The sequence below is a fragment of the Paraburkholderia sp. C35 genome (genome assembly GCF_003121405.1).
In the GTDB taxonomy this organism is placed as follows: domain Bacteria; phylum Pseudomonadota; class Gammaproteobacteria; order Burkholderiales; family Burkholderiaceae; genus Paraburkholderia.
In genome coordinates, this window is sequence record NZ_QBUY01000021.1 from 63,210 (window position 1) to 78,944 (window position 15,735).

Annotated in this window: 5 protein-coding genes; 4 read left to right on the top strand and 1 reads right to left on the bottom strand. The window is 66.0% G+C overall.

What is annotated here, in order from left to right; genetic code table 11:
* Window positions 1-30: 30 nt before the first annotated feature.
* Genes DK391_RS15660 through DK391_RS15675 form a run of 4 tightly spaced genes read left to right on the top strand, consistent with a single transcriptional unit; the run spans window position 31 to window position 5,436 of the window.
* Complete coding sequence (locus tag DK391_RS15660; RefSeq protein WP_109478880.1) at window positions 31-1,665, top strand: cyclic peptide export ABC transporter; 1,635 nt, start codon at window positions 31-33, stop codon at window positions 1,663-1,665.
* Window positions 1,658-2,587 (top strand): ABC transporter substrate-binding protein, encoded by a 930-nt coding sequence (locus DK391_RS15665; RefSeq protein ID WP_162600813.1) that lies wholly within the window; start codon window positions 1,658-1,660, stop codon window positions 2,585-2,587. The genes DK391_RS15660 and DK391_RS15665 overlap by 8 nt, the downstream gene beginning before the upstream one ends.
* Window positions 2,580-4,598: a Fe(3+)-hydroxamate ABC transporter permease FhuB gene (fhuB, locus tag DK391_RS15670; RefSeq protein ID WP_239482838.1), complete on the top strand. Its 2,019-nt coding sequence runs from the start codon at window positions 2,580-2,582 to the stop codon at window positions 4,596-4,598. Before DK391_RS15665 ends, fhuB begins: the two co-directional genes overlap by 8 nt.
* Window positions 4,599-4,617: 19 nt before the next feature.
* Window positions 4,618-5,436, top strand: a complete 819-nt coding sequence (locus DK391_RS15675; RefSeq protein WP_109478882.1) for an ATP-binding cassette domain-containing protein — start codon at window positions 4,618-4,620, stop codon at window positions 5,434-5,436.
* A 16-nt stretch (window positions 5,437-5,452) separates the two neighbouring features.
* Here DK391_RS15675 and DK391_RS15680 read toward each other — a convergent pair whose 3' ends face one another.
* Entirely contained in the window at window positions 5,453-15,478 is a 10,026-nt protein-coding gene (locus DK391_RS15680; RefSeq protein ID WP_239482839.1) for an autotransporter-associated beta strand repeat-containing protein, read from the bottom strand.
* Between the last annotated feature and the right edge of the window lie 257 nt (window positions 15,479-15,735).

Sequence of the window (15,735 nt, forward strand, 5' to 3'; positions counted from 1 at the left end):
GTCGCCTCTGCCTCGATCCACAAACATTTTATGTCCCTGATTCTCTATCTGATCCGCCATTCACGTCACACGCTGCTGATCGCGATCGTGACGAGCATCATCAGCGGTTTGAGCAGCGCGGGGCTGGTCGCGCTGATCAACCAGGCGCTCGGCGCCTCTCGGCAAACGCTCGGTGAGCTCGGCCTGAAATTTCTCGCGCTGAGTGTGCTGGTGCTGGTGACGCGCGCACTCTCTTCCACGCTCTTCATGCGTCTCGGACAATCCGCCAAAGCGACGCTGCGCATGGACACGATCCGCCGCATCGGCGACGCGTCGTATCAGAACCTCGAAAAGCAAGGCGCGTCGCGTGCGTTATCCGTTCTCACCGATGACCTCGACACCATCGTCGTGTTCTTTGTGAGTCTTCCGCAACTCGCGATGCAAGGCGCCGTGATCGCCGGATGCTTCGCGTATCTCGGCTATCTGTCGTGGCAGATCCTGCTGTTTGCGCTGGTGACCGTGCTGATCGGCTCGCTCGGTTTTCATCTTGCGCACAGCCGCGCGGAGTTTCATTTGCGCACGTCGCGCAGACGCGAAGACGATCTCGTCCGGCATTTCCGTGCGCTGTTCGACGGTGCGAAAGAACTGAAACTGCATCGCGCGCGCAAGGCGGCTTTCATCGACGATACGCTCGCCACCAACGTCGAAGCCGTGCGCGTGCAGCGCACACGCGGCTATGTGCTGTACGCGGCCGCCGCGAGCTGGGGCAGCTTTATTTTCTTCGCGTTCATCGGTTGCGTGCTGTTCGTGCTGACGCGCTTCTATCCCGTTTCGAATCACGTGATGTCCGGTTATGCGGTGATCTTTCTGTACATGATCATGCCCATCGAAGGCCTGTTGTCCGCGCTGCCCACCATCAGTTCGGCGAAGGTCGCGATCGAGCGGATCAATGCGATGCATGCGGATCTGCCGCCTGAAAACACACTGCCGGCGAAGCCGTCGGCTTCCTTCGACAGCATCGTGCTCGAACATGTCACGCACCGCTACTATCGCGAGCGCGAAGACGAAATCTTTACGCTGGGTCCAATCGACCTCGCATTCAAACCCGGCGAACTGGTCTATCTGATCGGCGGCAACGGCAGCGGCAAGACGACGCTCGCGAAGATGATCGCTGGTTTGTACGCGCCGGAAGGTGGCCGCATTCTGCTGAACGGCGCACCCGTCGACGAAGCCGCGCGCGACATCTATCGCCAGCACTTCGCCGTGGTCTTCAGCGACTTCTTTCTGTTCGATTCGCTGCTCGGCATGAAGCTCGAAGGCCTGGACCGCGACGCGAAAGCACTGCTCGAAGCATTGCATCTCGATCACAAGGTGACGATCGAGCATGGCGTGTTTTCGACGACGGAACTGTCGCAGGGACAACGCAAACGGCTCGCGTTGCTGGTCGCGTATCTGGAAGACCGGCCGTTCTATATCTTCGACGAATGGGCGGCGGACCAGGACCCCGTGTTCAAGGAAGTGTTCTACCGGCGCATGCTGCCCGACCTGCGCGCGAAGGGCAAAGCGGTGCTCGTGATCACACACGACGACCGCTATTTTCATCTGGCCGACCGCTACGTGAAGCTCGACTATGGTCGGCTCGTCGAGCAAGGTATCGGCGCGGCTTTGCGACATCAGCATGTCTAGATCCGATACAGGCTACACACGCCGCGCGTGCCTGAAAGCGTTGTGCGCGTTGCCGCTGCTGCACTATGCATCGGACGCCTCAGCGGCGGGCGTGCCGGTTCGCGTCGTATCGTTGAGTTGGGCCGGCGCGCAGATGCTGGTTTCGCTCGGCATCGCGCCACTCGCGCTAACCGAACTCGCCGACTATCCGCGCATTGGCGCCTTGCCGCCGATGCCGGCGGGCACGATCGAACTCGGTGCTCACAGCGAGCCGAATCTCGAACTGTTGCAGCAGCTCAAGCCCGATCTGATCGTCATCGACACCAACCAGCAGCATCTCGATGCACGCCTGCGAACCATCGCGCCCACCTTCACGATCGACATCTACAACCCGCAGCGCGGCAAGCCCTACGCGCGCGCTGTCGATGAAACGCTTCGCCTCGGTGCGCTGCTCGGACACGCAGAGGCAGCGCAGCGCTATCTCCGCGAAGTCGATCGAACGCTTGCCGATCGCGCGCGAACCCTCTCGACGCTCAAACACATGCCACCCGTGCTGCTCGTCGATCTCTACGACGACGGGCGGCATCTCTATCTGTATGGCCCGAACAGCATGATGCAGGACGTGATGGACCGCCTCGGCGTGCGCAACGCATGGCCAGGCTCGACCGATTCCGGTTACCTGCTGGAAGGCATCGAAGCGCTCGCCGCCTATGGCGATGCGCAGATGCTCTACATCAGCCACGGTGCACGCGACCGGGTGGCTCTGCACAATCTTGACCGCAGCGTGTTGTGGCAGCATCTGCCCTTCGTTCAGGCGCAACGCGTGCGTCCATTGCCGGGCTTCTTCGCCTACGGCTCGACGGCCAGCGCCGTGCAGTTCGCAAGAGAACTGACGGCTGGCCTCGTCGCGCTGGATACACAGGCGGAGCGCACACATGGATGAACGAATCGCGATGCGCAGCGCAAAGCACCGGCTGTCGATGCATCCCGCCTGGCTCACCGGCGTACTGGCTTGCGTCGCGCTGGCGCTATCGATACACCGCCTCGACGTGCTGCTGCCCGCGAGGCTCTGGTGGCAGGCCATCGTATCGCCCAATGCGAGCGATATCCGCGAGATCGTCTTTTGTGCCAGCGATCTGCCGCGTCTCGCCGTTTGCCTGCTCGCGGGCGCGCAGTTGTCGCTGGCGGGCGCGATCTTTCAGCAGGTATTGCGCAATCCGCTCGCTGAGCCGACCACGCTCGGCGTATCGGCGGGTGCATCGCTGAGTCTCTCGCTCGCCACGCTGTTTGCGCCTCGCCTGCTGTTCGGCGGTCAGGAATGGATCGCGCTGACGGGCGCGACGCTCGGCATGCTGATCGTCGTGGCGCTCGCGTGGCGCAGGCGGCTCGCGCCCGTCGCGCTGATTCTCGGCGGCCTGATCCTGAATTTTTACTGCGGGTCGATCAACGCCGTGCTCGCGCTGTTCCATCACGACGATCTGCAATCGCTCTTCATCTGGGGCGCGGGCGCGTTGAACCAGAACAACTGGGATGCGCCGCAAGCGCTGCTGCCACGGCTTGCCGTCGGTGGCGCGCTGGCCGCGCTGTTGGTGCGCCCACTGACGATGATGTCGCTCGCCGACGACAACGCGCGTGGCCTCGGCGTGTCGCTGCGTTTCGTGCGCATTGGCGCGCTGGCGCTGGCGGTGTTCCTGGCGGCGTCGGTGGTGGCGTCGGTTGGGGTGATCGGTTTTCTTGGCGTGCTCGCGCCGACCATCGTGCGCCTGACGGGCGCGCGCCGCTTTCGCGACCGCCTGATCTGGGCGCCGCTGTTCGGCGGCGTGCTGCTCTGGCTCACCGACGAAGCCGTGCGATGGTTATCAGCGGTATGGACAAGCGTGCCGACGGGCGCGGCCATGTCGGTGCTCGGCGCACCGCTGCTGTTCTGGCTGCTGCCGCGTTTGCCCGCGCTGCCCGATACCGTCGATATGTCGTCGCATGCTATGCACCGGACGCGCCTGCGCTTGCCCGCGTGGATCGCGCTGGGCATGCTCGCGCTGACAGCCGCCGTTGCGCTCGGGCTGCTGCTGGGTGCATCGGCGAACGGCTGGCAATGGGCGCACGGCGCCACGTTCGACGCGCTGTTGCCGTGGCGCGGCCCGCGCGTGTTCGCCGCGTTGGCGGCAGGCGCGCTGCTGAGCCTGGCGGGCGTGATCATGCAGCGCGTCACGGGCAACGCGATGGCCAGCCCTGAAGTGCTCGGCGTTTCCGCGGGTGCATCGCTTGGACTGATCGCGCTGCTGTTCGTGACGTCATCGGCGGGGCATTTTCTGCAATCCGTCGCAGCGGGTGCTGGCGGGTTCGCCACCTTGCTCGCGATGCTCGCACTTGGCCGCAAACATGCCTTTGCGCCCGACCGCATGCTGCTGGTCGGCGTGACGTTGGGCACCGCGTTGAGCGCGCTCGTCACCGTGCTGCTGGCAAGCGGCGATCCTCGCATGGACAGCCTGCTCGCGTGGATGGCGGGTTCGACCTACAACGTGACAGCGCACGATGCCGCGATGTCCTGTGTCGCCCTGATCGTGCTCGGCGCGGTGGCGGCGATTTTCATGCGATGGCTGGAGATTTTGCCGCTTGGCGAAAGCATCGCGACGAGTCTCGGCGTGAACGCACGCGTCAGCCGGTTCGCGCTGCTTTTGCTCGCCGCGCTGATGACAGGCGTCGCGACCCTGCTGGTCGGCCCCTTTAGCTTCATCGGCCTGATGGCGCCGCATCTCGCGCGCATGCTGGGTTTCCGCCGCGCGGCAGCGCAACTCGTCGTGTCTGCGTTGCTCGGCGCATGGATCATGGTGCTCGCCGACTGGCTCGGCCGCAACGCGATGTTCCCTTTCCAGATTCCCGTCGGCCTCGTCGCGACGCTGCTCGGCGGGCTGTATTTCATGTGGCTGATGGTGCGCGGCAAAGCCGCTGCCTGACCACTTTCAGGAGTCGATCTTGTTGAACTTGAACCTCACAACCAAAGTGAGCCTCGATAACAGCAACGCCGTGTATGAGATCGACGCGGCATCCTTCGCCGTCGATGGACGCACCTTGCTGCATCCACTAAGTCTCACGCTGCCGTCGCGCAGCGTGGTCGGTCTCATCGGACACAACGGCTCGGGCAAAAGCACGCTGCTGAAGCTGCTAGCACGCCAGTTGCGTCCCACTTCAGGCCACGTGCGCTACGAAGGCACGCCGCTGCCCGAATGGGACAACCGCACTTTCGCGCGCAAGGTCGCGTATCTGCCGCAACAGACGCCCGCCGCCGACGGCATGACGGTGCGCGAACTGGTGTCGCTCGGGCGCTATCCGTGGCACGGCGCGCTCGGGCGTTTCGGCGTGCGCGACAGCGCGAAGGTCAGCGAGGCGATGGAATTGACGGATGTCGCGCGCTTCGCGAACCGCCCCGTCGATGCGCTCTCAGGCGGCGAGCGTCAGCGCGTCTGGCTGGCCATGCTGGTCGCACAGGATAGCGACTGCCTGCTGCTCGACGAGCCGATCTCCGCGCTCGACATCGCGCATCAGATCGAGGTGCTGAGCCTTGTTCGCTCACTGAGCGAGCAACGCGGACTGAGCGTCGTGGTCGTGCTGCACGACATCAATATGGCCGGCCGTTTCTGCGACGATCTGATCGCGCTCAAAGGCGGCCGTCTGCTGATGAACGGCCCGGCCGCCGACGTGATCCGCCCGGATGCGCTCGAAGCGATCTACGGCATTCCGATGGGTGTCGTCGATCCTCCCGGCGGCGGCACGCCGATCAGCTTTGCGCGCTGAGGCGTGCCGCGCGTCGTCAGAACTTCCATGCGAAGCGGCCGGAGATTGCGTTGTCGTGCGAGCCGCCGCCGTACTGGCCGCTATACGCGACACCGAAGGTCATGTTCTTCGCGAGATTCGCATCGACGCCCAGTTCGACGACTGCGCTGTCGCGCGCAATCGGCACGCCCGCCACATCGAACGATGAACTGCCGCCGACGAACGCGAGCGTCGAGGTCGGCTGTGCGTTGCCGAACGCGTGCCGCCAGCCTGCCATCGCGTGTGCGCTGAACGCCGCGCCCGGCAACTCGCCGAGACGCGTCGCCACGCGCAGGCCCAAGGTCGAAAAGCCGATATTGTCGCTTTCGCCGCTACTGCGCAGCGCGCTGTCGCCGCCGCTTTCGGTGAAGCCGTCGGTGTGCAGGTTCACGTAGGCAAGGCCCGCGAACGGCTCGATCGCGAAGCGGTTCAACGGCACCGCATAGCCGACTTCGCCGAACACCTGCGCGGTCTTCGCCGTGTAGTCGGCGCTATCGTGACCACTGAAGCCGGTGAAGTTCGGATAGCGGTCCATGCTCACGTCGTTCCACGAATACGCCGCGCCGAGGCGCACGCCGATGGGTCCGTATTGCGCGCCGCCGTACATCGCGACGTGATAGCTGTCCACACCCGCCGACGAACTCAGATCGTTGTCGAGCGAACTATGTCCGAAACCGCCCGCGAGACCGATGCGCCACTTGTCGTTCAGCGCCATGTCCGCGCCGCCGATGAAACCCGTCGTGGTGCGATCGATACCCGAGGCGTTGCTGTCGCCCGCCAGCCTGCTGTCCGCGCCATAGGCCTGCGCCCACACCACCGGGCGATACGGACGCGCGTCGGAGCATGCATCGGCGGCGGGCAGCGCGCCTTGCATCGCGCGGCCATCGCACTGTGCAGGACCCGACGACATCGCCGCCAGCGGCCCGCTCGACGGTGCAAGACCTTGCCGCAGACGATCCGTGACGGCATCGCGCAAATACCGGCTGTCGATCAGCAGCATGCTTTTCGTGCTCGCGTGCAGTTCGCCGTCGAGCTGGTTGAAGGCGACGCGCGCGGTGGGTGCATCGGTGGAAAGCAATGCCGGGATCAGTGTGCCCGTGTCGGGCAGCGTCGCCAGCGCATTCGCCACCGCCGTTTCGTTCTTCGTCGTCGCCACCGACGAGAACGCCGAGCCATTCGGCGTCATGCTGATATAGACGTGGTTAGTGTCATAGCTGAGTACGGGCGTGAGGAAGGCGAGATTCGACGTGACACCCTGGAACGTGCCGTTCACGCCTTCGCTTGCGCTGACGATCGCGTAGTTCGTGGACGGCGTATAGATACCTTGCCCGGCCAGCACCTGCACATTGCCGCCCGCGAGCGTCGCGCCGCCCGTCGAGGCGACCACGCCGCTTTGCGCGGGCGTCGCCGCGACGTTCAGGTTCGAACCCTGCTCGAACAGCACGTTGCCCGTTACATTCAGACTATGGCCGGGCTGGCCTGCCACCGCCATCGCGCCGTTACGCACGATCAAGCCGCCGATGGTCCCCGTGCCCGTCAGCGTCGCACCGGGCTGCACCGTCACGGTAGAGTTTGCAGCAGAACCCGTCACCGACAACGTGCCCGACGACACCGTGGTCGGCCCGCTATAGGTATTCGAGCCGCTCAGCGTCAGCGTATCGCCGCCTGCCTTCACCACGGACCCTGTGCCCGACAGCGTGCCCGCGAACGTGCCGCCGCCCGTCACGGTCAGCTCCGCGTTGCCGAGATTGATCGAAGCGCCCGACACGCCGTTCAGCGACGCGAGGAACAGCCGCAGCGGCGTCGATGAACCACTGAGGTTGAGCGTGCCGCCGTTCATCGACAGCCCGCCTGTGCCGAGCGCGCCGCTCGATGCGAGCGTCAGCGTGCCGCTGTTGACGACGGTGCCGCCCGAGTAGGTGTTGTCGTTGGACAGCGTGAGATTCGCCGCGCCGTTCTTGACGAAGCCACCTGTGCCGGAGATGGCGCCTGCCAGCGTCGTGTCGGCACTGCCGCCTATCGTAGCCGTGGCGTTCAGTACAACCGCGTTGGCCAGATTGACTGCTGTGCTCGCATCGAGCGTCGCGGGCGCAGAGACGGTCAATGCGCCACTGCCGAGTGCTGCGTCGTTGCCGACAATGAGCTTGCCGCCTGTCAGCGTCGTGCCGCCTGTATAGGTGTTGGCGCCCAGCAGGCTCTGTGTGCCATTGCCCGACTTGACGAGTCCACCTGTGCCGCCGATCGTGCCGCTGTACACGCCGTCCGTGCCGCCGCCGAGCGTGAGCGTGGTTGCGCCGAGCGTGACGCTGGTCCCGGTCACGCCGGATAGCGCGCCGATGGTCGGCGTGCCGGTTGCACCGCTGATGTCGACCGCGCTGCCTGCATTCTGCAGATTGACGCTGGTCGAAGCCGACAATGTCCCCGACCCTGACAGCGCCAGCGTGCCCGCGCTGACGGTAGTGGGCCCGGTGTAGGTGTTGTTGCCCGTGAGCGTTTCCGTACCCGTGCCGCCCTTGATCAGGCCACCCGTGCCTGCAATGCCGCCTGAAAACGTGCCGTTGCTTGCATCGCCGAGTGTCAGCGTGTTCGCGCCGAGGTTGCTCGTGCCGCCGCCCGTCAGCGTGCCGAAGGTCTGCATGCCGTTGCCCGCCGACAGATCGAAGGTCGCGCCATTCGCGACATTGACGATCCCGCTCGCCGCGAGGCTCGCATTGGCGCCAAGTGCGAGCGTGCCTGCATTGACCTGCGTGCCACCTGTGTAAGTGTTGGCACCGTTCAGCGTCAGCGTGGCCGCGCCGTCTTTCGTCAGGCCGCCTGTCCCGGAGATTGCGCCGTTCAGCGTGAGGTCGTTCGAGCCGAGCACCGTGAGGCCGGCATTCAGCACAACGTTGTTGGCAAGTGTCGTTGCCGTGCTGCTGTCGAGCGTGCCTGCACCTGCCACCGTCAATGCACCCGTGCCGAGCGCCGCGTTGTTGCCGACAACCAGACCGCCCGCATTGAGCGTCGTGCCGCCAGAATAGGTGTTCGCGCCCGTGAGCGTTTCGACGCCCGCGCCGTTTTTCACGAGTCCACCCGTGCCGCTTACCGTACTGGCAAGCGTCTGGTTCGTCGCATCGCCGAAGCTCAGCGAATTGCCGCCGAGCGCGAGCGTGCTGCCCGCCGCGCCTGCGAGCGCGCCGATCGTCTGGCTGCCCGCTGCGGCGCTGATATCGAAGCCCGCGCCTGCGCCTGCGATGTTCACCGACCCGGACGTGGCAAGACTGCCCGCGCCGGACAACGCGAGCGTACCCGCGTTGATCGTCGTGCCGCCCGTGTAGGTGTTGGCGTTCGTGAGTGTCTCGGTGCCGTTGCCTGCCTTGACGATGCCGCCCGTCCCGCTGATCGTTCCGCCGAAGGTCTGGTTCGATGCACCGCCGAAGGTCAGCGTGTTCGCGCCGAGTGTCACGTCGCCGCCACTGCCTGCCAGTGCGCCGATGGTCTGGTTCGCACCCGACCCGCTGATGTCGAAGCCCGTGCCTGCACCATTGAGCGTCACGCTGCCCGTCGGCGCGAGGCTGCCGCCTGCGCCAAGCGCGAGCGTGCCGGCATCGATGGTCGTGCCGCCCGTGAACGTGTTCGCGCCTGTCAGTGTCTCCGTGCCCGACCCTACCTTGATCAGACCGCCCGTGCCGCCGATCGCGCCGCTGAATGTGCCGTCGCTTGCATCGCCGAGGGTCAGCGTGTTCGCGCCGAGATTGACCGTGCCGCCGCCCGTCAGCGTGCCGAAGGTCTGCATGCCGTTGCCCGCCGACAGATCGAAGGTCGCGCCGTTCGCAACATCGACGATGCCGCTCGCTGCGAGGCTCGCGTTCGCACCGAGCGCGAGCGTGCCGGCGTTGACCTGCGTGCCGCCTGTGTAGGTGTTGGTGCCGTTCAGCGTCAGCGTGGCCGCGCCGTCTTTGGTCAGGCCGCCCGTGCCGGAAATATTGCCGTCGAGTGTCAGATCGTTCGTGCCGAGCACGGTCAGCCCGGCATTCAGCACGACATCGTTGGCGAGTGTCGTCGCGGTGCTGCTGTCGAGCGTGCCTGCGCCCGCTACCGTCAATGCTCCCGTGCCGAGCGCCGCGTTGTTCCCCACCACCAGACCGCCGGCATTGAGCGTCGTGCCGCCCGAGTACGTATTGGCACCCGTCAACGTTTCGGTACCCGAACCGTTTTTCACGAGCCCACCCGTGCCGGTGACCGTGCTGGCGAGTGTCTGGTTCGTTGCATCGCCGAAAGCCAGCGAGTTGCCGCCGAGCGCAATCGTCCTGCCCGCCGCACCTGCACGCGCGCCGACGGTCTGGCTGCCGCGCGCGCCGCTGATATCGAACGTCGCGCCTGCGCCGGCCACGTTCACCGCGCCCGTCGCGGCGAGGCTGCCCGCGCCCGAAATGGCGCGCGTGCCTGCGTGGATCGTCGTGCCGCCCGTGTAGGTGTTGGCGCCCGTCAGTGTTTCCGTGCCGCTGCCTTCCTTGACGATGCCGCCCGTGCCACCGATCGAGCCACCGAAGGTCTGGCTCGACGCGTTGCCGAAACTCAGCGTATTGGCGCCGAGCGCAACGTTCGTGCCTGCCACACCCGCCAGCGATCCAATCGTGCGCGCGCCGTCCGCTGCGGCAATATCGAAGGCCGTGCCTGCCGTCGCCAGATTCACATCCGTCGATGACGACAGGCTGCCCACACCCGCCAGCGCCAGCGTGCCGCCGTTGATCGTCGTGCTGCCGGTGTAGGTATTCGCGCCCGTCAGCGTTTCCGTGCCGCTGCCCTGCTTGACGATGCCACCCGTGCCGCTGATCGTGCTGCCGAGCGTTTGAGAGGTTGCGTCGCCGAACGTCAACGTGTTCGTGCCGAGCGTGATCGTGCTGCCCATGACGCCGGACAGCGCGCCGACTGTCTGATTCGCACCTGCGCCGCTGATGTCGAACGACGCCGTGCCGTTCGCAAGATTCACCGCGCCCGTCGATGCAAGGCTGCCGCCCGCGCCGATGGCGAGTGTGCCGTCGTCGATCGTCGTGCCGCCCGTGAAGGTGTTCGCGCCCGTCAGCGTTTCCGTGCCGCTGCCCTGCTTGACGATGCCACCCGTCCCGCTGATCGCGCTGCCCAGCGTTGGCGAGGTTCCATCGCCGAATGTCAGCGTGTTCGCGCCGAGCGTGATCGTGCTGCCGTTCACGCCCGATATCGCGCCGACTGTCTGATCGCCGCCCGCACCGCTGATGTCGAAGCTCGAGCCGATACCGTTCAGCGCGACACCGCCCGTCGACGCAAGGCTGCCGCCCGCGCCGATGGCGAGCGTGCCGTTTTCGATAGCCGTGCCGCCCGTGAAGGGGTTCGTGCCCGTCAAGGTCTCCGGGCCGGTACCCACTTTCACGAGACTGCCGCTGCCGCCTATCGAGCCGCTGAAAGTGCCATCCGTAGGTCCGCCGATAGTCAACGCGTTTGCACCGAGAATCACGTTACCGCCGCCCGTCAGCGTGCCGAAAACCTGCAGGCCGTTGCCCGCCGACAGATCGAAGGTCGCGCCCGTCACGACATCGACGATACCGCTCGCCGCGAGGCTCGCGTTCGCGCCGAGCGCGAGCGTGCCGGCATTGACCAGCGTGCCGCCCGTGTAGGTGTTCGCGCCGTTCAGCGTGAGCGTGGCGAGACCGTCTTTGGTCAGGCTGCCCGTGCCGGAGATCGCGCCATTCAGCGTGAGATCGTTCGAGCCGAGCACGGTCAGCCCGGCGTTCAGCGCGACATTGTTGGCAAGCGTCGTCCCGCCGCTCGTGTCGAGCGTGCTGGCGCCGCCGACCGTCAGCAAACCCGTGCCGAGCGCCGCGCCGTTGCCGAGCACGAGACCGCCCGCGTTGAGCGTCGTGCCGCCGCTGTACGTATTGGCGCCCGTGAGCGTTTCGACGCCGGCGCCCTGTTTGACGATGCCGCCTGTGCCGGTGATCGTGCCATCGAAAGTCTGGCTAGTTGCGTCGCCGAAGCTCAACGTGTTCGCGCCGAGCGACAACGTGCTGCCTGCGATACCTGATAACGCGCCGATCGTCTGGTTCGCACCCGCTGCGCTGATATCGAATGCAGCGCTGGTGCCCGCGAGCGTCACGCCGCCGCCCGCGGCGACACTGCCGCCCGCGCCGAGCGCAAGCGTGCCGGCATTGACCGTCGTGCCGCCTGTGTAGGTGTTGGCGCCCGTCAACGTTTCCGTGCCGCTGCCCTGCTTGACGATGCCACCCGTCCCGCCGATCGTGCCGCCAAACGTGCCATTGTTCGCATTGCCAAGTGTCAGCGCATTCGCGCCGAGCACGACACTCGTCCCGGCCACGCCATTGAGCACGCCAATAACAGGCGCAGCCGTTGCCGCGCTTACGTCGAGCGTGGCGCCGGCATTCGCAAGATTCACATCCGTCGATGCCGACAGGTTGCCCGCACCCGACAGCGCGAGCGTGCCGGCGTTGACGGTCGCCGGTCCCGTGAAGCTGTTCGCGCCAGCGAGTGTCAGCGTCGCCGCGCCGTTCTTGGTGAGACTGCCCGTGCCAGACAGCGCGCCGCTCAGCGTCAGGTTGTTGGAGCCGAGCACGGTCAGCCCGGCGTTCAGCGCCACGTTGTTGGCGAGCGCGACTGCCGTGCTGCTGTCGAGCGTGGCCGCGCCATTCACCGACAGCGCACCCGTGCCGAGCGACGCGGCATTGCCGACTATCAGGCCGCCCGCGTTGAGCGAGGTGCCACCGCTGTACGTGTTCGCACCCGCGAGCGTCTCGACGCCGCTGCCCTGCTTGACGATGCCGCCCGTGCCGGTGATCGCGCCGGCAAAGGTCTGGTTGGTCGTGTCGCCGAATGTCAGGCTATTCGCACCGAGTGCAAACGTGCTGCCCGCTATGCCAGAGAGCGCGCCGATCGTCTGGTTCGCACCCGAAGCGCTGATGTCGAATACTGCGCCGACACCCGCAAGCGTCACGCCGCCGTTTGTCGCGAGACTGCCGCCTGCGCCGAGCGCGAGCGTGCCGGCGTTGATCGTCGTGCCGCCCGTATAAGTGTTGACGCCCGTCAGCGTTTGCGTGCCCACGCCCTGTTTGACGATGCCACCCGTGCCGCCGATGGTTCCCGCGTAACTCGCATTGCCCGCACCACCGAACGTCAACGTGCGGCCGCCTAGCGAGACGGCACTGCCCGCCACGCCGCTCAGTGCGCCAAGCGTGCGATTACCGCTTGCGCCGCTGATGTCGAAGCCCGCGCCTGCATTGGCGAGATTCACATTGGTCGTGGACGACAGCGAACCGGCACCCGACAGCGCGAGCGTGCCTGCGTTGACGGTCGCGTTGCCCGTGAAGGTATTGGCGCCCGTCAACGTCTGCGTGCCGCTGCCCTGCTTGACGATGCCGCCCGTGCCGCTGATCGCGCCGCCGAAGGTCTGGCTCGACCCGTTGCCGAAAGTCAGCGTATTCGCGCCGAGCAGCACGTTGCCTGCCGTACCCGCGAGCGTGCCGATTGTCTGGTTCGCACCCGACGCGCTGATGTCGAAGCTCGCGCTCGCGCCGCCAAGCGTCACGCCACCGGCTGCGGCAAGGCTCGCGCCAGCGCCTAGCGCGAGCGTGCCTGCCGTGATCGTCGTGCCGCCTGTGAAGTTGTTTGTGCCCGTTAGCGTCTCGGTGCCGCTGCCTTGCTTGACGATACCGCCCGTGCCGCCGATCGCGCCGCCAAACGTGCGGTTGGACGCATCTCCGAAAGTCAGCGAGTTTGCGCCGAGCGACACCGCGCTGCCCGCTACGCCTTGCAACGCGCCGATGGTCTGCGCGCCCGAAGCGGCGCTGATGTCGAACAGCGTTCCCGCGCTGGCGAGGTTAAGTGCGCCACCCGCTGCCAGACTGCCGCCTGCGCCGAGCGCGAGCGTGCCGGCGTTCACCGTCGTGCCGCCCGTGTATGTGCTGGCGCCGGTGAGTGTCTGCGTGCCGCTGCCCTGCTTCACGATGCCGCCCGTGCCGCGGATCACGCTGCCGAGCGTTTGCGATGTCGCGTCGCCGAATGTCAGCGTGTTCGCGCCGAGCACGATGCCCGTTCCCGCGACGCCCGACAACGCGCCGGTCGTACGCGCGCCGCTCGCTGCGCTGATGTCGAATTGCGCGCCGGCGCCAGCCAGGTTCACGACACCGCTCGCGACCAGGCTGCCGCTGCCCGACAACGCCAGCGTGCCGCCGTTGATAGTCGTGCCGCCCGTAAAGGTGTTCGCGCCGCTCAGCGTCTGGGTGCCGCCGCCCTGCTTGACGATGCTGCCCGTGCCGCTGATCACGCCGCTCAGCGCGACATTGTTCGCATCGCCGAAAGTCAGTGTGCGCGCGCCGAGCAGCACGTTACCGCTGCCGGACACTTCCGCGAGGGTCTGATTCGCTGCTGCTGCGCTGATGTCGAGAGACGTGCCTGCTCCGTTCAGCACCACCGAACCCGACGGCGCGAGCGTGCCCGACCCGCTCACCGCGAGTGTGCCGCCGTTGACCGTGCCCGTGCCTGAGAAGGTGTTGGCGCCCGTCAGCGTCAGCGTGGTGGCGCCGTTCTTGGCGAATCCACCGCTGCCCGTGATCGGTCCCGAGACGGTGAGCGCATTGCTGCCGGAGAAGGGCAACAGCGCGCCGCTGCCGAGATTCACCGCATTGCCGAGTGTCAGTCCCGCTGTGCTGGTATCGAGCGAGCCGGTTCCGCTCACATTGAGCGCGCCGCTGCCGAGCGCACTCGCATTCGACAGCACGAGTCCGCCCGCGCCGAGACTGGTGCCGCCCGAGTATGCGTTGACGCCCGTCAGCGTCAGCGTGCCTGTGCCTGTTTTGGTCAGGCCGCCTGCGCCATTCGCTACGCCCGATAACGTCATCGAATTGCTGCCCGTCACGGTCAGTCCGCCTGTGCCGAACAGCAACGCGTTGCCGAGATTCAGCCCGGCCGTTGCCGTTTGCAGCGTGCCGCCCGTCGAGGTGATGGCGCCCGTGCCGAGACTTGCGCTGTTATCGATGTTCACGGCGGCACCTGATGCGAGCGTGGCATCGCTGGCTGTCGATGCGCCGTTCAGGGTCCAGCTGCCGCTATCGACGGCGAGATGGTTGAAGTTGATGTAGTTGGCAATGTTCATCTGCCCGGTGGCGGGGCCGCCACCCGCCTGCTGCAGATGCAGCGTGTTGTTGCCGCCCGCGCCGCCAGCGACGATGCCCGCGCCCGCAAAACCGATATTCAAGCCGATGACGCCGAGCACGTTACCAACGGCACCCGTGCCCGCCGACACCGACGAACCCGTGCGCGCGTTGAACGTATTGGTGCTGTTCGCGCCCATCGACACGCTGCCGACTATCGTGCCCGCATTGGTAAACGTGTTGCCGAGTCCCGCCGTGCCGGGCGCCTCGAACGCAACGCGCCCGTTGATGGTGCCCGTGCTCGTATTGGTGAACACGACCTGGCCGCCGCCATAGACGGCGGCCGTCACCAGATCTCCCGTGCCGAGCGACGCGCCGAGGATCGTGGTCGAACCCATCGTGCCGCCGTTCGTGATGTTCGTGGTGCCGCCCGTGCCGTTCTGCACCGCGAGCGCGAGGCCCGTGAGCCCCGTGATGTTGACGCCCAGCACGCCCGTCGTGCCTTTCATCGTGCCGGTGTTAGTGATGTTGACGGTGCTCGCCTGGCTGTTGCCGACGAAGGTGCCCGACGACAGGATGCTGATCGCGCCGAGCAGCGTCGGATCGATGATGCCCGCGTTGTTCAGCGTGACATTGCTGCCCGTCAGCGAAAGCGCCGTGCCGCCGATGCCCAGCAACACGCCGAGCGTGGAGGTCGAGTCGGCGGTGACAGTCACGTTGCCGGCGGCATTCGTATAGCTGGGCGATAGCGGATTCGCGGAACCCGAGCAGGTGACTGTCGCGCCGGCGGCGGTGCACACCGCCTCCGCGTAACGGATGCCTGCCAGATCGAAGGCAAGAAATACGCACGCGGCAATTATCGTTTTTTGCAGATTGAATTGATTCCGACCAGTCTCGCGTTTCACGGAGTCCCCCTCAGGACGTGAATCGGCTGCAATCAGGAATAATCCGTTCGCTTTAAACAGGCAAAAATAACCCTTCCCGGTCTTTTATCGACAGGAAAAATTTGCGGCGATTATGCCCGGCAGGGGCGTGACAAAACACGGGCGTGTAAGAAACACGCGCCCGAAACGTCACCTGCACGGAACGGATATTGAATGGAGAAAAACCGGCTGGTCAGGAATAGCGCATGCGGAAACCCCTCGGCAGTATTGTCTCTCAG

Bases quoted from the DNA above. Each gene is read 5' to 3' on its own strand.
- DK391_RS15660 (WP_109478880.1), top strand. From the start codon at position 31: ATGTCCCTGATTCTCTATCTGATCCGCCATTCACGTCACACGCTGCTG.
- DK391_RS15665 (WP_162600813.1), top strand. From the start codon at position 1,658: ATGTCTAGATCCGATACAGGCTACACACGCCGCGCGTGCCTGAAAGCG.
- fhuB (WP_239482838.1), top strand. From the start codon at position 2,580: ATGGATGAACGAATCGCGATGCGCAGCGCAAAGCACCGGCTGTCGATG.